Raw genomic sequence first — 25,196 nt, 5'->3', positions numbered from 1 at the left:
ATATAACTATCTATATATCATTATAAAATATTTATTTTTATAGCAGGAAAAAACATTTTTTAACAGAATACTAAATGTTTGATTACATTTTATTGGAGTGGATAATATGTCTTTTCAAATTCGTGAAGCAACGATAGATGATATAGACGCACTTTGTTCTTTAACGAAAGAATTAAAAGGTTCCTCTATTTCCTATGAAGATATGAACAATCGATTACAATTCGTACAAATGAGTCCGTTTGATTTTCTATATGTTTACGAGGAAGAAGAAGCTATATTTGGATTACTTGGATTTCGTATACGTGAAAATTTAGAAGATGTAACACGTTATGGAGAGATTTCAATTATTAGCGTTGATTCTAACATACGACGTAAAGGCATTGGACAAGTGTTGATGGATTATGCAGAACAATTAGCAAAGAAACACAATTGCATTGGCACATGGCTAGTTAGTGGAACAAAAAGAGTAGAAGCTCATCCTTTTTACAAAAAATTAGGATATGAAGTAAATGGCTACCGATTTGTAAAACATTTTTAAACTACTTATAAATTGAAGGGACTATAACTATGACAAACATTAAAGCAATTTTCATTGATCGTGACGGTACAATTGGTGGTGACACTACAATACATTATCCAGGATCTTTTACATTATTTCCATTCACAAAAACATCCTTGCAAAAACTAAAAGCTAAAAATATAAAAATTTTCTCTTTCACAAATCAACCTGGGATTGCAGATGGAATAGCAACTGTAGCCGATTTTGTACAAGAATTAGAAGACTTCGGTTTTGATGATATTTATGTATGTCCTCATAAACACGGTGATGGTTGTGAATGCCGTAAACCAAGTATAGGCATGCTGCTTAAAGCAGCAAAAAAACACAGGCTTGATTTAACACAATGTGCTGTAGTTGGTGATCGCTGGACTGATATTGTTGCAGGAGCAAAAGTAAATGCGACTACGATTCTAGTCCGAACAGGCGCTGGGTATGATGCTTTGCATACGTACCGAGACAAATGGGCACATATTGAACCAAACTACATTGCAGATAACTTTGAAGATGCAACAAACTGGGTTTTAAATCAACTATAATACAAATGAAGATTTTGATTCACTCGAAATAATTTAAAACATAGTTAAAATATCCTTTTTGGAAAATAATTGTCTTCCACAAAACGGATCACCTCAAAAGGTAGCAAGTTACCTTTTGATACGCAAACATTGCAATTCAGATTGTATTTTTTATTACTAACAGCAATTAACGTAAAGAAGGAATAGCTTAGTGGCTATCCCTTCTTTATTGACTTCTATTATTTACATTTGTTATTTGTTTTTATTGAGTATTCTCATCGTTTTTATACTCCAGAATATCCCCTGGCTGACACTCCAAAGCTTTACATATCGCTTCTAATGTTGAAAAACGAACCGCTTTTGCTTTCCCATTTTTCAAAATAGAAAGATTCGCCATCGTAATTCCAACCTTCTCCGAAAGCTCCGTTACACTCATCTTTCGTTTTGCTAACATGACGTCAATATTAATAATAATTGTCATATCTGCCACCTCAGACTGTCAAATCATTTTCTGATTTTATGTTAATTGCCTCTTGTAGAAGGCGTTGGAGGATAGCAGCAAAAACGGCGATAACGAGCGAAGCAAAAATGATAATAAGTCCCACTAATCCAATAGGAGGGTCCATTTTCTTCGCTATAAAATGAAAAAGTGGCGAACTTAATACATACAAACCACTGATTGTAATTGCACAGCGCTTTATATTCTTTAACGCCTTTACTGATAATTCCGAGAACGCTGTGTTCTCATCAATGTACTGTAAAAGATTGAAAGCCTGATAAAGAGCAACGTAAAAAGGCACAGCTGCTCCATACATCACAATGAAAACAAGATATTTCATCGGGGCAATATTAGGATACAAATTTGCTGCGAAATTCGCCATTTCCGGCACTAAAAATATGCATAAGGCAAGCACTGCAATTCCAGCAAGAAAAATAATTACTTTTAAGAACGTTGTTGAACTTCGTTTAAGATTCATTTATAATACCTCACTTATTTAATGACAACATAATTTTACCACATCATTTATTGTTTAACAATAAATAAATATCGTTTTTTTCATTATTGTCATACTTTTTAATTTCGGCAAAAATAAAAAAGAATTTCTCATTACAAAGAAATTCTTTTTCTTGAAAATGTCTCTTTCAACTTAATTTTTTAAAACGTTAATTCGTAATGGAAATAACGATTATCTCTCAAATAACCATTTTCAGCGTATAATCGTTGTGCTGATAAATTATCAATCTCTGTTTGTAATTTTACACCTTTTGCTCCATTTTCTAATGCGTATTCTTTAGCAGCTTCTAATAATTTTTTACCTGTTCCGGCTCCACGCTTCGTCGCTTGTACAAATAAATCATTTAAAATCCATAATTCTTTCATTGAAATGGAAGAAAATGATGGATATAGTTGTGTGAACCCAATATATTCGCCGTCTTCAACTGCTACGAAAATAACGGACTCTTTTCTCTCAATTCGGTTTCGTAAAAATACTTTTGCCCCTTCTAAATCAGAATCCTGCCTATAAAACATGCGATAGTTATTAAAAACTGATGCTATTCCATCTAAATCTGCAATTGTTGCCTCATATATTCTCATTTTACTCCATTCCCCTTCCAATACTGTCTCATTATATCCGTTGCCCATTTAGGCTGGTGTATTTCTTCTTTCGGCATAAACTCTTTCATTATTGGTTTTATATCCAATATAGGAGTGCCATCAATAGCATCTAACCCCTCAACAATAATTGATTTACCTTCTCTTTGGATCACCTTTACAATTGTTACACCTATACGATTCGGACGATTTTTCCCGCGCTGTGCAAAAATACCTACTTCAGGATAATCCCTATTATTTCTAGGATGTCTAGCAAAATACTGAATTTGCTCGTCAGTTACCTTATGAAAATAAAAAACAACTTCAATATGAGAAAAATCTTCAATACCTTGTATACTTTCTTCTGCATACATTTCAGTTAAAATTATACGGGATCTTACTTCTCCCCACTCATCATCTTTTATTTCCTTTCTTTCATTATGTACAAATGCGATTGGTTGAACTGAAAACATACGCATTCCCCCTTATATGTAACCACTTACATTATAAAATATTTTCTGAATGTTTTCCAGATATACGAATTAAGTTTACATAATATAATTATAATCTATTTATCTAACGCTACCTTAACTGCTTCAATTGCAAGTATATGAGTCGTATCAAATATCGGGACAGATACGTTTTCTTGCTTTATTAATAATCCTATTTCTGTACAGCCTAATATGATTCCCTGTGCCCCTTTTTGCACTAACTCTTCAATGACTCTTTTATAATATTCTCTAGATTGAGATACTATTTTTCCTAAACATAATTCTGTATATATTACTTCGTTTACTTTTTCTCTATTTGTTCCTGATGGTACTATTACTTTTATATCATGCTCTTCAATACGTGACTTATAGAAATCTTGCTCCATTGTATATTTAGTTCCAAGCAGACCAACCTTTTGAATGTCTTTTCTTTTAATTTCTTTTGCAGTTGCATCGGCAATATGTAAGACTGGAATATCAATTTTCTCCTTTATTTTTCCAACTACCTTATGCATTGTATTTGTACAAATGATTATAAAGTCTGCTCCTCCCTTCTGTAATGAATACGCCGCATTCGCTAAAACTTCACCTGCTCCATTCCAATCTCCTCTAGACTGGAATCTTTCAATCTCTTCAAAGTCCACACTATTAATCAAACATTTTGCTGAATGTAGCCCTCCTAATCTCTCTTTTATTTCTTCATTAATAATTCGATAATATTCAGAAGTTGATTCCCAACTCATACCACCTATAAGACCTATTGTTTTCATACAAACACCTACCTAAACTATTTTTATAAAACTAATAACAATGTTTTATTATGTATATTATATACAATAAAACAAGACTTTAAGTTTGGAATATAAAGTCTTGTTTTAACGGAAATATGGAAATAATAAAGAATAATTCTACTTTCATTTCCAAGGAAATTTTTATAGAATATTCTGAAATTAACAATCTGATGTTTTTATAAATTCTTTATACTTATAATTAAAACACTCTCGATACAGCTCTTTGATTTCATCATATGATGGAACACGTGGGTTATTAGCTGGGCTACCACTTTCAATTGCATCTGATGCCATTTTAGAAATAGCATTTTCAAATTCAATTTCATCGATTCCGTATTCTTTTAAATTTGGAATACGAAGATCAAAGCAAAGTTTTTTTATTTCCCCAAGCGTGTAGTCTGCTACTTCCTCATCAGAATTCGAATACAAATCCTTATTTAAGTTACGTCCAATTTTTGCTAACCTTTTCACTGCACTTGTTTTTGTAAACTCTAACACTGTAGGTAATAGTATAGCATTTGATATTCCATGCGGTACATGAAATAATGCTCCCACAGGCCTTGACATTCCATGAACTAATGTAACTGATGCATTAGAAAATGCAATTCCAGCTTGTAAGGAAGCAATCATCATCGCTTCTCTTGCCTCCATATTACGTCCATCTTCATATGCTATACGTAAATATTTCATAATACTTTCAATAGCTGAAAGAGCAAGTACATCTGTAAGTGGTTGTGAAAATTTAGAAATATAAGCTTCAATCGCATGACATAACGCATCTATTCCTGTTGCTGCCGTAATTTGTGGTGGTAACGAACTTGTCAAAACTGGATCTATAATTGCTACTTTCGGTATAAAACTAGGATGCTTCATCATCATTTTTACATCTGTTTTTTTATTCGTAATTACTGCTACACTTGTAACTTCCGATCCAGTACCAGAAGTTGTTGGAATTGCAATAAGTGGTAGTGGATTGTTTTCTATTTTAATATCCTTTTGGACATAATCCTCAACTTCTCCACCATTTGTATATAAAACCGCTACTGCTTTCGCAGCATCAATACAACTTCCACCACCAATACCGATAATAAAATCACACTTTTCCTCTTTACAAAGAAATAACGCTTCTAACACGTGTACATTTGTAGGCTCAGCATCCACTTTATTATATGTACTAACAGTAATACCTTTCTTATTTAGTTGTTGTATACACTTTTCAACATATCCTAATTTCTCCATAATTGTATCAGTAACTATAAAAGCTCTTTTCCCTAACTTTTTTGATTGTTCCCCCAGTTTTTCAAGCGAATTCCTTCCATATAATACCGACTTTGGCATACGAAACTCAGAAACTTCTTGCAAGTACTCCACCCCTTCTTATCCTAATTAATATTTTATGATATAAATTATCGATTTGATGAATCTTTACGATTCGAATTTTTAATAGAGTCCTGTTAAAGTATAGAACGCGATAACTAAAAATACAGCAACCGTTTTCAAAATAGTAATAGCAAATATATCTTTATATGACTGTTTATGTGTTAATCCTGTTACTGTAAGAATAGTAATAATAGCCCCGTTATGCGGTAGTGTATCCATTCCTCCTGATGCCATTGATACGATACGGTGCATAACTTCTAATGGAATATCAAATTGATTGGCCGCTGCAATAAATTTATCTCCCATTGCACTTAATACTATTCCCATACCTCCTGATGCAGAGCCTGTAATTCCAGCTAAAATATTCGTCGTTACTGCACCATTCACTAACGGATTTGTGAAAGTAGCAGAGATACCATCTCTCATAATTGCGAAGCCTGGAAGTGCTGCAATGACACCACCGAATCCAAACTCAGCTCCTGTATTCATCGTTGCAAGTAGCGCTCCACCAATACTTGTATTCAATCCAGCTTGGAAATCTGTTACTACTCGCTTCCAATATAATAATAACGTTGTTAAGATCCCTATAATAAGTGCCAATTCTACAGACCAAATTCCTACTACTGCACTTAATTCTACTTTTCCAAATGCTTTCATACCAATTGCAGAAAAATCAAAACCGCTTGGATACCACTTCGGGATCATAATAGTAAACACTTTATTCATTACACCTACTAAAATAAGTGGTATAAATGCAATAAGTTGTTGTGCTCTTGTGATTTCAATGTTATTAATTAATGGCATATTTTTTTGTTCTAATTGCAAAGATGCTGCCATTTCAGTATTTCCATCATTAAAACCAAAATATCCTTCACCTGCTGCTTTTGCCTTCTTACGTCTACTCTCTAAATATAGTAAACCTAATGTAAGAACAAAAATTGCTCCTACAATCCCAAGTATCGGTGCAGCATAAATATCCGTTTTAAAAAATGTTGTAGGTATTACATTTTGAATTTGTGGTGATCCAGGTAGTGCATCCATTGTAAACGTTACTGCTCCAAGAACAATCGTTCCAGGGATTAAACGTTTTGGAATATTAGCTTGTCGAAACAACTTAGCTGCGAACGGATAAACAGCAAACACTACTACATACACACTAACACCACTATACGTTAAAATAGCCCCCATTAATACAATCGCTAATATAGTACGTTTTTCACCAACTAACTCAATAATCGTTTTTGCGATAGAATCTGCAATTCCTGACATTTCCACTACTTTTCCAAATATTGCTCCTAATAAAAACACAGGAAAATATAACTTTATAAAACCAACCATTTTCTCCATAAAGATATTAGAAAAGAAAGGTAATACATAACTAGGTTCTGTCAAAAATACTGCAAATAATGCAAATATCGGTGCGAATAAAATAACAGAAAAGCCTCTGTATGCTACGAACATAAGTAAACTTAGTGCTAATAATATAATAACTAACTCCAATTTTACCCCTCCATTAAACAGAATATTCTAAATTTTTATGATAAACTTCTACTAATCTTTTAATTCTGACATCCCTCCTCTTATTCATACAATTTTTTCATGCTAAAAATGTCTAATTATAAATATTCGATTACATATGAAAAATCCCTTTAAACAGAAACGAATTCCTCATCATACGTTATAAAGGGATTGCTAGCATCTATATTTACTAATTTATTAAACTTTTTTCTACACAAAAATGATACAGTTCTTCAACATCTTTCACTATGTAAGTCGCACTAACTTCAGTCAGTTCTTTCTCACAGCCATAGCCATATAAAACACCAATTGAAGCAATTCCATTCTGATTCGCACCTATTATATCGTGCTTTCTATCACCAATCATAACAATTCCTTCTTTATTAAGTTCATTTGTTTCTAAAATATGAACAATAATCTCTTCTTTTTTTATTCTTGTACCATCTAAATCAAATAGAAAGGTTTTATACATGTTTCATTCCCCACTCATTTTACTTTATAAGTAACCGATAACATCTTTTTCCTACTTCTCTCTCTATTATACTATCATTATTCACTTTTCTGAAAAATCACTTTTCCTATGTCACATACTTTCAGTTACAAAATACGATAGATATGATAAAGTAAAAAAGTTACAATTATTTTAATAGAAACTGGTGAAACAAATGTCAATTACTCTAATTTTTATAATGGTTTTCACAATTGTGATCCATGCAGTTGAAACAAGCTCTTATAGTATTCGATTAGCGGGGGTTCGTTTAAAGAAAATTGCTGTTGCATTATCCGTCGTAGGAATCGTATTACTCATTGCAAGAACTTCAAACTTACTACAAGCTTTTTTACTTGGCGGGATTGTCGACGAAGCAAAAGGAGATGCTTCTATTGATTTAGAGTATATTATACGTCTTGTACTATTATCTGCTTCTATCGGTACATTTCTTGCGATTATACTGTATCCAACTTTGACAAAACTATTTGGATATGTCATTCAAAACTTTGAAACAGACGGTTCTTTCATTCGAATGATGAAAACGAATAACATTCAAAAATTAAAGTACACAAAAAAATATGTCCGCTTTCCAAAGTTAGAAATGATTCATAGACTGCGTATCGGTGGTATTCCAAAGCGTATAATGCTTATTAACATGTTCGCTACTGCAATTTATACAGCGGGGGTCCTTTCCGCACTATATGCTTCTTTTTTAATTCCAGCTTTCGCAACAAAAGCCACTACAGCTTCTGGTCTTATTAATGGTTTTGCTACTATTTTATTAACAGTGCTACTAGATCCACGTATTGCTCTTTTAACAGAACGAGCTCTTCAATCAGAAGAAGGTGCTGAAGCAATGAGTAAAATGTATGCTTGGCTAATGATTTCTAGACTTTTTGGTACATTACTAGCTCAACTGTTATTTATACCAGGTGCTTACTGGATCACATGGATTATAAAACTTATGAATTAATTCACTCTCTAAAAAAAAGCAGGTGAGATAACAAATGACTATACAAACAGAGCAAGATGTCATTCACTTAATAGAAAACGACGACTGGATGATGAATGTATTACAAATGGCAAAATCACTAGAGCTACCTGATTGGTGGATTTGTGCCGGATTTGTTCGTTCTAAAATTTGGGATACTTTACATAGCTATAATGTCAGAACAGCTACGCCCGATGTCGATGTTATTTATTATGATCGTTTACATAAAGATGAGATAGATGAAAAATCATTAGAAACGAAATTAATGAATATGGATGCCACTATCCCTTGGTCAGTAAAAAATCAAGCTCGTATGCATATAATGAATAACATGCCGCCATATTCTTCTTCTGGTGATGCTATTTCTAAATTTCCTGAAACAGCAACCGCTTTAGGAGTTACGCTTGACGAACAAAATAGGGTCATTTTAACAGCTCCATGCGGAATAAATGATGTACTTTCACTACAAGTGAAACCGACAGCTCATTTTCTTGAAACAAAAGAACGTATACATATGTACAAAAATAGAGTTATAAAAAAGAATTGGCAAAGTAAGTGGCCTAACATCACAATCACATATCCAGAAATTTAGAAAGGGTGCCTCTCATTTATAGAAGCACCCTTTTCTTCATTTCAAAAAACGTATGACTGTTTCTGCAAATCTATCTGCTTCCTCATAATGAGGTGAATGACCGCTCTCTTCAAATACGATATACTTGCCGTTTCGGGCATCTTTATTAAATGTTTTAATTTGTTCTTCACACGTTACTACATCATGTTTTCCTACTATTAATAACATTAGATTTTGTACATCTTTTATTTTTGATAATAATGATGTATGACATGCTCCCTCTAATTTTAATCTATCAAAGTGCATTTTGGAGCGATTTGAAAATATTTCCCACTCTTCATCACTGTATAAACTCTCGTCTGTCCTATCTTCCTTATTATTGTAAATCTCCATTCTTTTTTCTTCTAATTCAGCGCTTAATCTTATATAAGCTTCTAACAATTCTTCTGGACTAGCATCGCTAGATGAATAAGCAAGAGACTCTTCTGCTACTTCTTCTTTTCCATACTTTTTTAATAAATGCCCTGTCTTTTGCAACAAAGCTCTACTTGTTAATGCAAAATCAAAAGTTGGTCCTTCAAATATTATTTTCTCTATTGAACTTGGATATATCGAAGCATAAAGCAATGCTACATATCCACCGAAAGAATGTCCAATTATAGACCACTTCTCAATTTGCAATACTTTTTTTAATTCCTCACAGTCTTCAATCAAATCATTTAATCCAAAGGCTTCGTCTTCAGTAATTTCTTCTGAACGACAAACACCTCTTTGATCTATCATAATCACATATAAGAAATTTTTTAATCTTTCCGCTTGATGAAATGAAAAATCATAGCAGCTCTCTCCTGGTCCACCATGCAAATATAAGACTGGTTTATCTTGAGGATTTCCATGCGTTTCAACGTATAGCTTTTTCCCTCTAATATTCATGTATTTCCCTGCTTCTATCAAATTTGCCTTTATGATCATCACCTTCTTTTTTACTGAATATTATAACATTTAACATTAAATAATCCCTATTACATTTAAGAAGACGATAATTATTGCAAGTGGTGCTACAAATCGAAGTAAAAATGCCCAAAAAGTAAATACTTTCTTTCCATAATTTCCACCTACAAAAAACTCTGCTTCTAGTACCTTCTTCTCCATTTTGAATGAAACGAAAATACTAATAAATAGTGCTCCAAGTGGCATTAATATATTACTAGATAAAAAGTCTACTGCATCAAAAATATTTTTTCCAAAAATCGTAATATCACTCCATACTCCAAATGATAACGCAGATGGTATACCTACTAAGAAAATACAGAAACCGATCATCCATGATAATTTCGTTCTTCTTTTTTGTTCACCATTTGCTAATGCCGAAACAACTGTCTCTAATAGAGAAAATGCCGATGTTAATGTCGCAAATGTAAATAGGGCAAGAAATACTGTTAAGAAAATTCCACCGAATGGAATTTGACTAAATACAGATGGTAATACGATAAATAGCAATCCAGGCCCTTCTGTCGGCTCCATTCCTAATGAAAATACCGCCGGAAAAATAGCAAGACCTGCAAATAATGAAACAAATAAATTCAATCCAACAATTGTTATTGCTGATTTTGGTAAACTTTCTTTTTTATTTAAATAGGAACTATAAGTAACCATAATTGAAATCCCAATACTAATCGCAAAGAATGATTGGCCCATTGCGAACAAAATACTTTCCGAAGTAATCTTTGAGAAATCTGGTTGTAAGAAAAACTTCACACCTTTCATTGCGTTATCAAGTGTTAATGAACGAATGATAAGAGCGACAAATAAAACGAACAATGCTGGCAACATATATTTACTTGCTTTTTCAATTCCGTTTTGTACACCTTTTGATACAACCCATATCGTAATGAACATAAAAGCAAAATGTCCCATAATAGCCCAAGCGGGATTCCCAATTGTTTCAGTAAATAATGCACCGTAATTTTGTCCTGGAGTAATAAGTTGACCAGTTATTCCTCTGAATAAATAAATTAATACCCATCCACCTACAACACTATAAAACGAAAGTAGTATAAAACACGTTCCAACACCAAGGCGTCCAATCCAGTGCCATCCTGTATTTGGTGCAATGCTTTTAAATGCTCCAACTGCTTGTTTCTGCGTACTGCGTCCAATCATAAATTCAGCTATAAGTAGCGGTAGTCCAATTAATACAGTAAATAATATAAAGATTAAAAAGAACGCTCCTCCCCCGCTCTTCCCAGCAATATAAGGAAACTTCCATATCGCGCCAAGTCCAATTGCTGATCCTGCTGCTGCCATTATAAAACCTAATTTCGAAGTCCATTGCTCCGTCTGTTTCATCTCATTTTCCTCCTAATTAAATCTTTTTATATAAATAATTAAATTTTATAGCCCTATCCAAATAAACCCCCATTTCTTCTTCCATATAATAAAAAAATGGCCTAGCATCTCTATATAAAGAGACGCTAAGCCATTTACTTAACGCGGTACCACCCTTATTGATTCCATTATGAATCCACCTTAGTAGTAATCGTTTGATTACAAACCTAATATCGAAGGTTAACCGTTAAGATTTACTAAGAATGTGATTCCGTTCCACCTTACTGCTCCTAGGCGAGTTCAGGATGTCATTTGACTATGTCGCACCAACCCATAGCTCTCTGTACAAATACATGACCTTACTACTCCTATTCAACACATTTTAATATTTAGAATATATTTTCTTTTGAAATTAATATGAAGTATATCGGTTATATTTGTAACTGTCAAGGGGGGATATTATTTTTTTTCGAAATGGTTCATATTTTAACTCACTTTTACTAGGCTTATTAGCAAAAGAAAGAGTCTATATTTTCACCTTTTCAAACGAACTATAAAAAAAGAATCTTCGCGATAATCGCGAAGATTCTTTTTACGGTATAAGACGAGTACAATCTCTCGGAAAAGCACTAGCCTCTCGTACATTTGTTAATTCTAAAAGTTTATATACAACCCTTTCTAACCCAATTCCAAAACCTCCATGTGGTGGACAACCATATCGAAATGTATTTAAATAAGATTGAAATTTCTCTGGATGTAATCCTTTTTCTTTAAACGAAGCGAGTAACATTTCATAATTATGAATTCGCTGTGCCCCTGACGTTATTTCTAACCCCTTATATAATAAGTCGAATGAATCGGTAATAGATGGATTCTCTTTATTCGGCATCGTATACATCGGTCTCGCTTCTTTCGGATAGTGTGTAATGAAAACAAATTCACTATTATATATTTCCTTCACATATTTCCCTAGTAACTTTTCACCTTCTGTATCTAAATCCCCTACAGGAGATTCTTTACGATACTTATTTTTCAAGATTTCTTGTGCTTCTAACAATGGAATTTTAGGAATTTCAGTAATAACAGGTACTTCTATTTGTAATAATTGTAGTTCTTTATCACATTTTTTTGCTACTTGTTGAAACATATATTGTAAAACATCCGTTTCTAGTTGCATCACTTCATAAAAATCATGAATAAAACCAAGCTCTACGTCTAACGATATATATTCATTCAAATGACGAGAAGAGTTGTGATGTTCCGCTCTATATACAGGTGCAATTTCAAAAACACGTTCTAACCCACCTGCGACCATCATTTGTTTGTAGAACTGTGGTGATTGTGCTAAATAAGCTTCTTTTTGGAAGTATGGAAGCTTAAAAACATTCGCTCCTCCTTCTGCCCCTTGCGAAACAATTTTTGGAGTAAATATACGTGTGAAATCGTTCTCTATTAGAAATTCACTAAAGCTCTGAACGAATGTAGATTTCACTTTAAAAATCGCTGCGGTTCGCTCATGCCTTAATGATATTACCCGCTCATTAAGTAGTTGATCTAAGCCAACTTGTAACTTCTTTTTATTTATTTCAAATGGAAGTGGCTCTGCACCGTTTATTACTTTCACTTCATGAGCAAGTACTTCAACACCCAATTCTGTTTTCGATGTCTCGACTATTTCACCAATTACGTGGACGACACTTTCTACATCAACTTTATATCCAGCCAATTCATTTTCTAATACACATTGAATTACTCCTGTTCTGTCCCGTAATAATAAAAAACTAACATTTCCAAGATGCCGAATTTTTTTTACCCATCCTTGAAGTAATACAACCTTTCCACTTTGTTCCGTACATTCTTTTGTGAGTGAACGCTTCATTATTGAATTCATTATTTTTCCCTCCAGTAATTTTATATTTATTTACGTTATTGTTGTCATCGTCATCATCCACGGTCACTCACCCCCTTTCAAAGAATACAAAAATCCGCCCCTATAAATAGGGACGGATTTTTTTCCGCGGTACCACCCAAATTGTCATACTGACCATCTTAGCCCTGATAACGGTAGGTACCGTTTGCTTTTACTAATAATCACGTTCAAAGCAACACTCACAGGTGTCTTTCCATCATGCGGTATCGCAACCTTCCCAGCAACCGGCTGCTCTCTGTAGACCTTAGCATCATGTACTTTTCCTGATCATCACTTTTTATATTTACAGAGTATTCTAACTCTTCTTTTTATAGAATGCAAGCCTTTTTAAAATATATTCTGATTTTTCACATCCACTTTTGTACAATCTCCTCTAAAGCCATGCCACGTGAACCTTTCAGTAAAACAATATCTTTTTTCGTTATAACTTTCAATACTTCCTCTGCTATTTTGGCTTTATTATCAAATGACTTTATTTTTCCCGTATGATAGTTCTTTCTTGCTTCTTCCGCTACAATTTCAGCTAACTCTCCATACGTAAATACATATTGAATGCTCTCCTCATTTAACATTTTACCAATTTCTCTATGATATGTTTCAGCTTTCTTGCCTAACTCCAACATATCCCCAATCACTATAATTTTTTTCTTATAGGCATTTAATTTCTGCAACGTTTCAATTGCAACCTTCATGGAGGAAGGACTAGCATTCCATGCATCGTTAATAATTGTAAAACCTGTTTTAGCGGTTAAAAACTGAAAGCGCATTTGTGTAATGTTTATTTGCTGCAATGCTTCTTGTATTTTTTCTATAGGGACTTTGTAAAATTGACCTACAGCGATTCCGACAATCGTATTAAAAATATTATGTTTTCCATGTAAGGGAACATCGTACTGTATTTTTGAATGATTTAATTTAAAATGAACACCATATTCATCTAATTGTACGTTCGTTGGAAACAAATCATTTGTATACTTTCCACCAAACGACTTACTTTCTATACCTAGCATATTAATATTTTGAGAAAGTAATGGCTCATCACCATTATATAAGAACAGTCCACCGTCATTTAATCCGTCTACAATTTCAAATTTAGCCTTCGCAATCTCTTCTCTTGATCCAAGCGTTTCTAAGTGTGACTGTCCAATCATTGTAATGATCGCTACATCTGGCTGTGCTATTTGTGCTAAGTTTCGAATTTGTCCCGTTTCGCTCATTCCCATTTCAAGTATTAAAAACTCTGTATCCTGTTTCATTTCTAAAATCGTTAGTGGTAAACCAATTTGACTATTTAAATTTCCCTTCGTTTTATGCACACGATAAGTTGTACTTAATATCGTGCTTATTATATCTTTTACCATTGTCTTTCCATTACTACCAGTAATTCCGATAACTTTCACATTACTTGTCTTTCGGTAATATCGCGCTATTTTTTGCAGTGCAAGTAATGTGTCATCTACAAAAATAATCGGTATTCCTTTTGGAGGATCACCGTAAGACTTTTTCCATAAAGAAGCAGCCGCACCTTTTTCCATCGCTTCTTTTACATAATCGTGTCCATCTTTCACCCTAATAATCGGAACAAACAAATTCCCTTTCGTAATTTTTTTAGAGTCAATACAGACGCCTTGCATCTCTATATAATGAAATGATTCTTGTAATCCTTCACCATTTACTATCTCTTCCAATTTATTTAATTGTATTTGAATCAAATCGTCATCCCTTTCCATTTTATTACATAAAAGTTGTATTTTTCACGCATATTAATAAAAAATTTTATAGCGAGGTGTGTATATGCAAAAAGCAATTAGTTTCTTTCTCCTATTGTTTTGCCTAATTGTAGTAAACGAAACATACGCCTATTCACCAAACTCTTTACCAATCTCTCAAAACTCTGATCAATGGCAAGTAAATATTGATAAACCGAAAAAAACAAACAAGAATATGCTTCAAGCTAAAAAAGATGAATTTCAAACATATCATTTTTCAGTAACGAATGTCGGGAATAGTGAGGTATATAACGTAAACGTCGAAGTATTCCGCAACGAACCAAATAAGAAAACGAAATATGAACTCTTTTCCCTAAAGGAAAGTCGTTTAGCAAGTGGAAAAACTGGATTTGAACACGCTAATTTACCTGTTGCTACAAAAGCGGATGAGGTTGATGTTATTATTACATGGCAAGAACACCCATTCCGATCGATGCGAAATGGTCAAAAAATTGAATCTAGAAAATTTAAAGAGCATTTTGTTTTTAAAGAAGCTAAAAAGTAAAGGGAATACGGATATATTGACACTATCATTGATATAGCTTTATTTACTAGTACCAGTTCGTAAGCAAATTAAAAAGTCGTGGCTTAATGCCACGACTTTTTATATTAATTCGTACTAATGCCTCTCGCTGCCCAAATGCGATCGATATCAGCAGCATGTTGTCCACCATATAAAAGAGCATCCGCTTGCTTAATCGCTTTTGCTCCATCACTGAATTTAGAGTTTGGTGTTAATGACCAGTGTGATTGTAAAATGATTTTTGTTGCTACATCACGGCCAAAAGCTTGTGCCATTTCGTATTGACCTTGAGCCCAAATTTCACCATCATCATGCACTTCATTCGTTATATCTTTCGGATATACTTTATTCGTATCTAATCGGCGTAAGCATGTTGGATCTGAACTAGAATAAGCTGTCGCATCCCATTCTCCAACACATGCTTTACCATATCCAGTAGTCGATACTGCATCTTCATATGTAGCACCTAAGAAGTCGCCAAATCCTTCTCCCATCGCTCCACCTTCTGCTGAACTACCAAAGCCAGGAACTTGGTTATCTTGAATCGAATGCCCATATTCATGTGCGATAATACCAGCATCTTCTGCATCATCAACACCGCCAGTACCGAAAGTTAAAGCTTTTGTTGATGGAGAATAGAATGAGTTATCATCAGTTGTACCATTAACATTCACTTTTATCGAACGGTTATTAATATTTTTAAAACCTAGACTTTGAATGTAACGTTGCAATGTGTCGATATGATAGTACGACATAACATCTTCAAAGCTATCATTTGCGCGTGTATAGTTAAATTGTAAATTCGTAGATTTTGTTTTCGCTTTTGAAGAAATCGTTACATATTCTCCAATTAAAAATCCTGTTCCATCTAAACCTTTTAACGTAACAGTTTTCAGTTGGTTCGTTAGAGCTGTTGAATCTGCATCGTTATTATCTTTTAAGCCTACTTTACTACCGCTAGATACGACTGGGTTAGGTAAAAATACTTTTCCTGACCCTTCAGCTTTTCGGTTTATATCAACCTTTTTAATTAACTTTCCATTTTCTGCATCAATAAATGTTTCCCATGCACCAAATGGATTATTAGAATGGACTACAACTTTATATACTGGACGAGCCATTCCTTCTTCAACAATATATCCGAATTCTTTCTCTGTAGGAGCCCATAAGTTTTGCTCACTTGCTTCTCCAACATACGCCATTGATTTTTGTATTGCATCTTTTTCACTAATTTTTGTCGTTACTTCCTTCACACCTGTAACAGGCTGATAATCAGAAACAGCGAGTACTCCCTTTCCTTCTCCGTTAAGAGTAACTGTAATTTGTTTTGAAAATACAGGCGCACCGTTAACAACTTGTTGGAACCTAACATATGAAGCTACTGACGTTTCTGTTGTAGAAATATATTGCAAGTCTGAAAGGTCTGTCTTCAATCCATACTGCGCAGCATTTTCTTTTAAATATTCAGTTGCTTTTTTCTGTGGCGAATAAGCTTCTAACTTTACTTGCTGTTGTTTTTCCAATGCCGAAACCGTAGAAATCGTCCCCATTACTAACGGCACAGTCATTGCCATTGCCACCATTTTTTTATTAAACATAGAACCACTCCCCCTAATAAAGTAGCTCAACCTTATCCCGTTACCACTCAGCAATCATTCTCCACAAAATGGAGGGATAAAAATTGAATCTAGGAGTAATTCTCTATGGACAATTCTATTACCTTTCCATTTGGGGTAAGTGAAATTTTCTCAATATTTATGTGTAAAGTGAAAACAATACTGTAGAAATATATTTCTACAGTATTGTTTTCGGTACGCTATGAAAAAAGACAATTGTTAGTGATTCTATCGAATGTATAGTCAAATAAATTCTAATCATACAAAAAAGGAAGTTGGAATCATTCCAACTTCCTTTTTTCTTTAATTAGCCGCACTTAATTTAATTCTAAGTTTTGTCTCACCTAAAGAAAGTTCATCGTCTTCGTTCGTTAAGTGACCAAATGTAAATTGTTTAACGAGTAAGTTTTCTTCCAATAAATCTTTATGGTTCGTTAACGTTCGTTGTAGTTCTTCTTCTGTATCGAGAATAACATCGACTCGTAAATTAACTGGTAAATTCAACTGTTTACGATATTCTTGAACCGCACGAATGAATTCACGCGCTACTCCTTCTTGTAACAATTCTTCCGTTACATTCGTATCTAACATAACTGTATATTGTCCGTTAGTCGTATTAGAGAATCCTGATTTTGCAACTTTCTCAACTAACACATCTTCAGCAGTTACAACTACTTCTTCTCCTGGTGTTGCTTCGTAAACTGCTCTTCCTGTTGATACAAAGTTTTGTACTTCTTCTTGTGATAATTGTTTTAGCCAACCATTCACTGCATTCACATTTCTACCGAATTTCGGCCCCGCTGTTTTAAAATTAAGCTTCAATTGATATGATGTGTATTTTGTTTCATCGAGTTCAACATGGAATGCTTTTACATTTAACTCATCCATAACGATATCACGATAAGATTCCCAATCCATATCATTCTCGTTATGCTCAAGTAATACAAGTTCTGCTAGCGGCTGTTTTACTTTTAAAGAATGCTGATTACGGTTACTTCTTCCAAGTTCAACAACTTGTAAAACAGCATCCATTTCCGCTTCTAATTTCGGCTGAAGTAGTGATTCATTTACAACTGGATAATCGGCCAAATGAACGCTGCTTCCTTCTAAATTCAGATGAATGTCTTCCGCGACAAATGGTGTAAATGGTGCAATTAATTTACTAATTGTTACAAGTACTTCATGAAGTGTCTCATACGCAGCTGCTTTCTCAGCGTTCATACCAGATTCCCAGAAACGATTACGTGAGCGTCTTACATACCAGTTACTCACTTCATCTACAAGTGTTGCAATTTCACGAGCTGCATTCGTAAATTGATAATCATCAAGTCCAGTTCTCACTTTTTTCGTTGTACTATGCAACCTTGATAATACCCATTCGTCTAATTTTGTAAGCTTTACATCATACTTTTCTTTCGGATTATACTCATCTAAATTTGCATATAAAACGTAGAAGCTATACACATTGACTAATGTATCTACAAATTTAGATTTCGCTTCCAGTACTGTTCTTTCAGAAAAACGCTTCGCATTCCACGGGGCACTATCAACAAGTAAAGCCCATCTTAGCGCATCTGCACCAAACTTATCTACTAAATCAACTGGGTCTAGTGCATTCCCTTTACTTTTAGACATTTTCTGTCCTTCTTCATCTAAGACATGCCCTAATGATAACACTCGTTTATACGGTACTTTTCCTGTATATAGTGCTGAGACTGCTAATAAACTATAAAACCAGCCGCGTGTTTGATCAATTCCTTCTGCAATTACATCTGCTGGAAACTGTTCTTCAAATAACTCTTTATTTTCAAATGGGTAATGATATTGTGCAAATGGCATGGAACCACTATCAAACCAAACATCAATTACTTCTGGTGTACGATCCATTGTGCTTCCGCATTTCCCGCAGCAGACTTGCACTTCATCTACATAAGGCTTATGCAATTCCAAATCTTCCGGAGTTTCTTTCGTACTATGCTTTCTTAATTCGGCAATGCTTTTCGGTGCGAACTGATTATCACAACTTTCACATTCCCATACATTCAATGGCGTTCCCCAATATCTATTTCGGCTAATATTCCAGTCCACCATATTTTCTAAAAACTTACCAAAACGTCCATGTTTCATATGATCCGGATACCAAATAACAGAATCATTATTTTGTAAAAATGTATCTTTAATTGCAGTTGTTCGGATTAACCAACTTTCTCCTGCATAATAAAGTAGTGGTGAATCACAGCGCCAGCAATGCGGATAGCTATGTTCATATTTTTCTTTATGATATAGTAAACCTTCCTTCGCTAAATAACGAACGATATCCACGTCACAATCTTTTACAAATTTTCCTTTCAAAAATGGTACTGCTTCTGTATACTCACCTTTTTCATCTACAACGTGCAAGAATGACAATCCTTCACTTTGAACGACTCTATAGTCGTCCTCTCCATATGCTGGAGCAATATGAACAAGTCCTGTACCACTATCTGCCGTTACAAAATCTGCTGCGATAACGCGGTAACCATTTGTAACTTCTTTCATTGGAAATGGCGCTGTATAAGATGTGTTTAATAATTCTTCGCCTTTATGAACAGATAATACTTCATAGTTCTCTTTTAATACTTCTTGTACACGTTCTTTCGCAACAATGTATACATGACCTTCTTGTTTTGCTTTAACATATTCCATATTTGGATGTACAGCAAGCGCAACGTTTGCTGGAAGTGTCCAAGGCGTTGTTGTCCAGCCTAAGAAATACTCATTTTCACTATCTTTCACTTTAAACTTCACAGTTGCACTTAAATCTTTTACTGTTTTATACCCTTGTGCAACCTCGTGTGAGCTCAATGAGGTTTGGCAGCTTGGGCAGTATGGTGAAACTCTATGTCCTTTATATAACAATCCTTTTTCATGGATTGTCCCCAAAATATGCCATACACTTTCGATATATGGATTCTTTAAAGTTACATATGGATCATCCATATCTACCCAATAACCAATACTTTCAGTGAATTCACGCCACTGCTTTTCATATGTGAAAACACTCTCTTTACACTTCTTAATAAACGGCTCAATTCCGTACTCTTCGATTTCATGTTTACCAGAAATACCGAGTTGCTTCTCAACACCTAGTTCTACAGGTAAACCGTGTGTATCCCATCCTGCTTTTCTTACTACTTTATAACCAGCCATCGTTTTATATCTTGCTACTAAATCTTTAATTGCCCGACCAAGTGCATGGCCGACGTGTGGTAAACCGTTCGCCGTTGGTGGTCCTTCATAAAACACAAACGATTGCGCGCCTTCTCGATTCTGAATTGATTGTTCAAAAATGCTTTGTTCGTTCCACTGCTTACGAATGCGTGTTTCTCTCCCTACAGCTGACTCTTTTACATCTACTTTCTTCATCTACAATCACTCCTTTGAATGTTTTAAAAGCACACAAAAAACCCGCCCCTATGAAGTAGGGACGGGTTTACCCGCGTTACCACCCTAATTCTATTAGCTTTTCACTAATAGCGCTTAGCAACGTACTATCATACGTGTTCTTTGTAACGGTAGACATCCGTCCGGGCTTACTCACTTTCAGCCTCGGCTCCTCGGAGATGATTTTCAAATAACGTCTGCCCACCGGCTTTCAGCAATATACCGGTTCTCTGGAGAACAGTTCACTATTTTACTCTTTCTCGTCTTCAGATTTGTATACTTTGTTAAAAGTTATTTTATGCCATTTGGCAACTAATTGTCAACTAATTCAAAATATATTCTTATCCCCTACTCTTATACAGTTACTTTTCAAATTCTCGCAACGCTACTAAATTTTCATCATCCTCAATAAGTTCAGCAAAGAATCCCGATTCATCCTCACGAAGGACAATTTCAAGCTCTTCCTTCGCCTCTTCATTTCTATTCAACTGTGCTAAATAACAAGCACGATCGTATCTCGCTAACAAATTACTCGCATCAATTTTTAATGCTTCATTTGCTATTTTCTCTGCCTTTAGTGTTTGGCCGGCACCATGATAAGAAGATGCTAAAGAAAGAATCATTGCTGTTTCATTTGGATGATGTATAGAAGCATTTTCTAATACTTGAATTGCCTCTTCAAACTTTTCTTGACTTTGATACATTTCTCCTAAAGCAAGAAATGCTCTACTTACAAACGGTGTTTGCTCTGTTAATTGTAAGATAATCTTTTCTGCTTTTCTTTCTTCCCCTGCTTTAAATAATACTTGTGCTTGCAGAAGAAGAGTATCATAATCATCTGGTAGTTCTCGAACCATTTGCTTCGTTAATTCCAAAGCATCTCTTAACATATCTTCTTCCTCGCACTCAACGAAAAGATTTACAAGTTGCTTCGCTACTTCATAATCCCATTTATTTTCTAGTGACGTGTGCAGAATCTCTATTGCTTCTATATTCATCTCTACATTCTCATAAAATAGCGCAAATCGCTGTGCTGCCATACTATTTTTCGGATTTAACTTTAAAGAGATTTCATATAAATCAATTATCATAGTAACCATTGAAATTTCTTTCGCACGATTTTTCATACGATAAAAAGCTCTCGTAATGATAGATCGTTTCGGCTGTTCATGCAGCTGGCGTTCAATCCATATTTCCGTAACCGCAGCTGCAGCATACATGAATGCTGTACTTCTTTCTGCTTTTTTCACCTTTAATGTATGAAGAAAATCTCGTATGTTAGACAATTTTTTATGTTGCTCTACCGCTTTTACATAAACATCAAATATACGTTCATTATCAAAATTTTTTTGTATTACTTTCATTGCAACTTCAATTGCTTTTACATTTCTTTTTTTCACTAATACTTTTGCATAATGATATAGAACTTCTATATGCTCACCATCTAATTGTAGCGCGTATTCAATCTGTGCTTGTTCTTTATCTATTTCATTCATCGCACCATGCACATATGCAATCGCATCTAAACGCCATATTTCAGGTACTTCGTCCGCTAATCGTTCTAGTTCAGTCAACAATTCTTCCTGAAGATTCATATCTACTGAAAGCTGTGCCAAATATTCCATATTAATATGCAACGGCTCTTCTTTCATCGCCTGAACCATATGACTTTGTTCTTTAGAACGGTTTTCTTCTTTTTCGTATATTTCCGCAAGCTGTAAATGTACACCAACGAAATTCCCATCAAACTCTAAACATGTTTCATACGCTTGTTTTGCTTCCGTCAATTGCCCTAATGCCATAAGTGTTTCACCAATTCGGTAATACGGTAATGCCGTTTCCTTTTGTTCTATCGCCTTATTATATCTTTTCATCGCTTGGCCGTACTGTCCAATAGATTCATATAAAATACCTGCATAACAACCGTACTCACTTACTTCATTTCTTTCTTTGTGTAACGTTCTTAAAAACGCTATACCTCGTTGTACAAATTCCGTTCCTTTAATCCGATTCACATATTCATCTAACGCACTTGCTACATTATAATCACTTTTCTTTATACCATTTTCTAACTTAGATAGCGCTACTTTAAATCCTTCTTCATTTCCACCAAGTTCAAGTTCAGCATCCCATAAAACCATTCCTGCATTCATGAGGAAATCTTGGCTCTTTTCAATTTGCTTCTCAAGACCAAGAATATATTCTTTTGCTTCCTTGTATTGTTCTCTTGCCATATAAACTTGTGTAAGTCCGAAGTGAGAATAAACATCATCATTTTCTTCTAAAGCACGCTTATACAATACTTCTGCTTCTTCCAAGCTATCATTTTGAAAATGATAGTCACCTAATTTTACGTAAAGAGGTGCTTTATCATCACAATTCTCAATACCGTTTAATAAAATTTCTTTCGTACTTTCCTCATCCTTCAAATCAGATTCGTATATTTCCGAAAGTTTCGTATAAATGTAAGGTGCATTACTATCCAAATGAATCGCTACTTTAAGCCCTTTTATTGCTAAATATAATTTTCCTAGTTGATGTGCACATCTCGCTCGTTCATACCATACATGTGCTTCATATTTATACTCTTTTAACAAGTCATTAAAGATTTCATATGCTTCTTCATATCTTTCTAAATCTATTAATATTAAACCGTGATTCGTTAAAGTGAATCTTTCAGGACTACGCTCTAACGCAACTTGAGAGTATTGCAATGCTTTTTCAGATTGATCAATATACATATAGGATAAAGCGAGAAAACTCCAAGCAATCGGCTGATCTGCATCTAATTGTAATGATGAACGAAAGCTTGAAATCGCTTCTATATAACTTTCCTGCTCAAAAGCATATCTTCCATTTATCAAATGATATAATGCACGATTATTTTTCTTCTCAACGCTTGTCAGCATTTGCTCGGCTTTCTCTACTTCCTGAAGACGAATAAAACACTGTGCACCATGCAATTTAACAAAGTCCGAGTTCGGAAACTTTTCCATTAACTTATCGATACAATATAAAATAAATTCTTTATCTACTTCAACATCTAAGTGCTTTATCGTATATAACCACGTATTTGGATTATCGCTCGTTTCTTTTAAAAATTGTACTAAGTTACTAATTCCCTCTTTGTCATGTTCATCTAAATGATCCGTAAGAGAAAAAATAGATTTAAAATAACGATTTTCTTCCTCACTTAGAAACGCTAGTTGCGCCTTCTTTTCTTTCGGAACAAACGTGATTGCTAAACAGCCTGTATAACGATATTTTTCTTGTAATTTACTATATTCCACAAGCACTGGTTCTATAAAGTTTGGATCTTGAACATAGAAAGCTTGCAATGTATCATCATATCCAGATAGAACTTGTACGTGTGAAGCATGCTCAATATCTATACTTAATAAAACAGGAATTCCTTCGTCAATCAGTCTCTTATAATTCTCTTCATTCCCTTTAAAATAACGATATTCATAACCTAATTCTTCTAAATAAGAAACAGTATCTGAAAACTTCGAACCTGTCATATCAAAAATAAACTCTGCTATTTCATCTTGTGTACGTTTTTCTCCCCATAACTGCAACATCATTTCTAAACTTGTCGGAACACAATAATTATCCTTTTGTACAATAGGAACTATCGGTAAATGCACCTTTTTTCCATCTGGATTTTTTTCTAAATTATGATATAAAGACTCTTTTAAACTTTTTTCTTCTTTTAATAGCTTTTGTAAATCTACAAGTTTATTCATTTTGTAAAGCGCTTCTGCACGTAAATGTACAAAGTAAGCTTTATACGCATGATAAGGAAGCTGATTATTTATGTTATCTATTACCGCTAACATTTCTTCATACTTCCTTAAATCTAATAAATATTTTACCTTTTCAAAATGAAAATATGGTACTTGCGGGAACTTTACAATCGCATCATCAATTAGCTGTAATGCACGTTTTTGTTCTCCTTGATTCGCATATAATTGTGATAATAAATAGGTAGATAGCTCTTCACAATCTTTATGCTGCATGCCGGCTATAAATTGTTCTTCTGCTTTCTCCCATTCACCTGTATGCATATAGACGTAGCCCCATTTATCAAATACGGCACGCGCACTGTACTCCTCTGCCTTTTGCATATAGATTAGGGCTTCTTCATTTCGTTTCATTTCCAACAAACATCGTACTAATGTAAAATATGTTTTCGCTAAAAGATCAGCTTCTATTTCTTCTTTACTTACCTCTTCTAATGAGTCTTTTAACAACTGTTCTACTTCAAGTATTTTCCGCTCATCAATTAACTCATCACAATATAAAGAGAGCGTTCTCATGTTTGGGAATTTTTTGTAGGCGTAGCGAATGAGGAATGAACTGTATTGGTGCATAAGGCCTTCATCAGTAAGACGTATTAATATGTCAAACTCCTTATGCGAAGGAACACTAGCAAGCCAATTCTTCACATAGGATAAAGTATTCGTTTCTTTTATATATGAAATTTCATTATTTATTTCCTGTAATCCGTCTACAAATCTCTTATCTTTCAAACACGCTTCTAACTGTTTAAAATCTAGCATGCATTCACCTCGAATTTATATTTAAACTGCTACTTGCTTAGATTTTACACACCATATAGTATGTATTCAACTAAAATCTCTTATAATGGATGGTATTAATTAATATTATTCAAATTTATAACAAAATATAGTAAAAACGATTGCT

General features: G+C 34.1%; 19 protein-coding genes, 1 pseudogene and 3 other annotated features. Of the genes and pseudogenes, 5 read left to right on the top strand and 15 right to left on the bottom strand.

All coding sequences use genetic code 11. The features are described from left to right. The first annotated feature begins 106 nt into the window (after window positions 1-106). Both C4S65_RS09475 and C4S65_RS09470 read left to right on the top strand, forming a co-directional pair. Window positions 107-538, top strand: a complete 432-nt coding sequence (locus tag C4S65_RS09475) for a GNAT family N-acetyltransferase (protein ID WP_000009776.1) — start codon at window positions 107-109, stop codon at window positions 536-538. Between the two features lie 29 nt (window positions 539-567). Then, window positions 568-1,095: an HAD-IIIA family hydrolase gene (locus C4S65_RS09470; RefSeq protein ID WP_000181779.1), complete on the top strand. Its 528-nt coding sequence runs from the start codon at window positions 568-570 to the stop codon at window positions 1,093-1,095. Between the two features lie 241 nt (window positions 1,096-1,336). Here C4S65_RS09470 and C4S65_RS09465 read toward each other — a convergent pair whose 3' ends face one another. The 8 genes and pseudogenes from C4S65_RS09465 to C4S65_RS09430 form a co-directional block, all read right to left on the bottom strand. Then, the gene (locus tag C4S65_RS09465) at window positions 1,337-1,555 is read right to left on the bottom strand and encodes a helix-turn-helix transcriptional regulator (RefSeq protein ID WP_000152534.1); all 219 of its coding nucleotides are present in this window, start codon (window positions 1,553-1,555) and stop codon (window positions 1,337-1,339) included. A 10-nt stretch (window positions 1,556-1,565) separates the two neighbouring features. Beyond that, complete coding sequence (locus C4S65_RS09460; RefSeq protein ID WP_001050147.1) at window positions 1,566-2,051, bottom strand: DUF2975 domain-containing protein; 486 nt, start codon at window positions 2,049-2,051, stop codon at window positions 1,566-1,568. Window positions 2,052-2,230: 179 nt separating this feature from the next. Then, complete coding sequence (locus C4S65_RS09455; RefSeq protein WP_001223851.1) at window positions 2,231-2,671, bottom strand: GNAT family N-acetyltransferase; 441 nt, start codon at window positions 2,669-2,671, stop codon at window positions 2,231-2,233. Next, window positions 2,668-3,141, bottom strand: coding sequence for an SAM-dependent methyltransferase (locus C4S65_RS09450; RefSeq protein ID WP_000493249.1), 474 nt, complete (start codon window positions 3,139-3,141; stop codon window positions 2,668-2,670). The genes C4S65_RS09455 and C4S65_RS09450 overlap by 4 nt, the downstream gene beginning before the upstream one ends. Window positions 3,142-3,236: 95 nt before the next feature. Further along, window positions 3,237-3,929, bottom strand: a complete 693-nt coding sequence (locus tag C4S65_RS09445) for an aspartate/glutamate racemase family protein (RefSeq protein ID WP_103945210.1) — start codon at window positions 3,927-3,929, stop codon at window positions 3,237-3,239. A gap of 180 nt (window positions 3,930-4,109) precedes the next feature. Further along, a complete protein-coding gene (locus tag C4S65_RS09440; protein WP_001158666.1) occupies window positions 4,110-5,312 on the bottom strand; it encodes an iron-containing alcohol dehydrogenase in 1,203 nt (400 codons plus the stop codon). Window positions 5,313-5,390: 78 nt separating this feature from the next. Continuing rightward, entirely contained in the window at window positions 5,391-6,830 is a 1,440-nt protein-coding gene (locus C4S65_RS09435; protein ID WP_000424325.1) for a GntP family permease, read from the bottom strand. Between the two features lie 208 nt (window positions 6,831-7,038). After that, a pseudogene (locus C4S65_RS09430) lies at window positions 7,039-7,299 on the bottom strand (HAD hydrolase-like protein); the annotation flags it as partial. Between the two features lie 214 nt (window positions 7,300-7,513). On the opposite strand from C4S65_RS09430, the gene C4S65_RS09425 reads away from it, so the two are divergent. Beyond that, window positions 7,514-8,311, top strand: coding sequence for a lipid II flippase Amj family protein (locus tag C4S65_RS09425; RefSeq protein WP_000028919.1), 798 nt, complete (start codon window positions 7,514-7,516; stop codon window positions 8,309-8,311). Between the two features lie 34 nt (window positions 8,312-8,345). Beyond that, window positions 8,346-8,921 (top strand): nucleotidyltransferase family protein, encoded by a 576-nt coding sequence (locus tag C4S65_RS09420; RefSeq protein ID WP_000155292.1) that lies wholly within the window; start codon window positions 8,346-8,348, stop codon window positions 8,919-8,921. Window positions 8,922-8,957: 36 nt separating this feature from the next. Here the strand turns inward: C4S65_RS09420 and C4S65_RS09415 are convergent, their stop codons facing one another. The 4 genes from C4S65_RS09415 to murF form a co-directional block, all read right to left on the bottom strand. After that, complete coding sequence (locus tag C4S65_RS09415) at window positions 8,958-9,833, bottom strand: alpha/beta hydrolase (RefSeq protein ID WP_001026105.1); 876 nt, start codon at window positions 9,831-9,833, stop codon at window positions 8,958-8,960. 75 nt (window positions 9,834-9,908) lie between these two features. Beyond that, window positions 9,909-11,249 (bottom strand): sodium-dependent transporter, encoded by a 1,341-nt coding sequence (locus tag C4S65_RS09410; RefSeq protein WP_000814533.1) that lies wholly within the window; start codon window positions 11,247-11,249, stop codon window positions 9,909-9,911. Between the two features lie 115 nt (window positions 11,250-11,364). After that, window positions 11,365-11,613: a binding site (T-box leader), on the bottom strand. Window positions 11,614-11,820: 207 nt separating this feature from the next. Next, entirely contained in the window at window positions 11,821-13,119 is a 1,299-nt protein-coding gene (gene aspS / locus C4S65_RS09405; RefSeq protein ID WP_001084711.1) for an aspartate--tRNA(Asn) ligase, read from the bottom strand. 105 nt (window positions 13,120-13,224) lie between these two features. After that, window positions 13,225-13,438 (bottom strand) — a binding site (T-box leader). 67 nt (window positions 13,439-13,505) lie between these two features. Next, window positions 13,506-14,888, bottom strand: a complete 1,383-nt coding sequence (murF, locus tag C4S65_RS09395) for a UDP-N-acetylmuramoyl-tripeptide--D-alanyl-D-alanine ligase (RefSeq protein ID WP_061665971.1) — start codon at window positions 14,886-14,888, stop codon at window positions 13,506-13,508. Window positions 14,889-14,952: 64 nt separating this feature from the next. Between murF and C4S65_RS09390 the strand changes: the two genes are divergently transcribed. Continuing rightward, complete coding sequence (locus C4S65_RS09390; protein ID WP_098838384.1) at window positions 14,953-15,432, top strand: hypothetical protein; 480 nt, start codon at window positions 14,953-14,955, stop codon at window positions 15,430-15,432. A 104-nt stretch (window positions 15,433-15,536) separates the two neighbouring features. Here C4S65_RS09390 and C4S65_RS09385 read toward each other — a convergent pair whose 3' ends face one another. The 3 genes from C4S65_RS09385 to C4S65_RS09375 all read right to left on the bottom strand — a co-directional run bounded on the left by C4S65_RS09385 (window position 15,537) and on the right by C4S65_RS09375 (window position 25,051). Continuing rightward, entirely contained in the window at window positions 15,537-17,048 is a 1,512-nt protein-coding gene (locus tag C4S65_RS09385) for a M36 family metallopeptidase (RefSeq protein WP_098838385.1), read from the bottom strand. Between the two features lie 321 nt (window positions 17,049-17,369). Beyond that, a complete protein-coding gene (gene ileS, locus C4S65_RS09380) occupies window positions 17,370-20,471 on the bottom strand; it encodes an isoleucine--tRNA ligase (RefSeq protein WP_086406084.1) in 3,102 nt (1,033 codons plus the stop codon). Window positions 20,472-20,525: 54 nt separating this feature from the next. Continuing rightward, window positions 20,526-20,765: a binding site (T-box leader), on the bottom strand. Between the two features lie 86 nt (window positions 20,766-20,851). Next, window positions 20,852-25,051: a bacteriocin-processing peptidase family protein gene (locus tag C4S65_RS09375; protein WP_086406083.1), complete on the bottom strand. Its 4,200-nt coding sequence runs from the start codon at window positions 25,049-25,051 to the stop codon at window positions 20,852-20,854. Window positions 25,052-25,196 lie beyond the last annotated feature (145 nt).

The organism is Bacillus sp. ok061 (assembly GCF_900108285.1).
In the GTDB taxonomy this organism is placed as follows: Bacteria; Bacillota; Bacilli; order Bacillales; family Bacillaceae_G; genus Bacillus_A; species Bacillus_A thuringiensis_S.
Note: the sequence above shows the minus strand (reverse complement) of the source record. Positions and strands in the feature narration are given on the sequence as shown.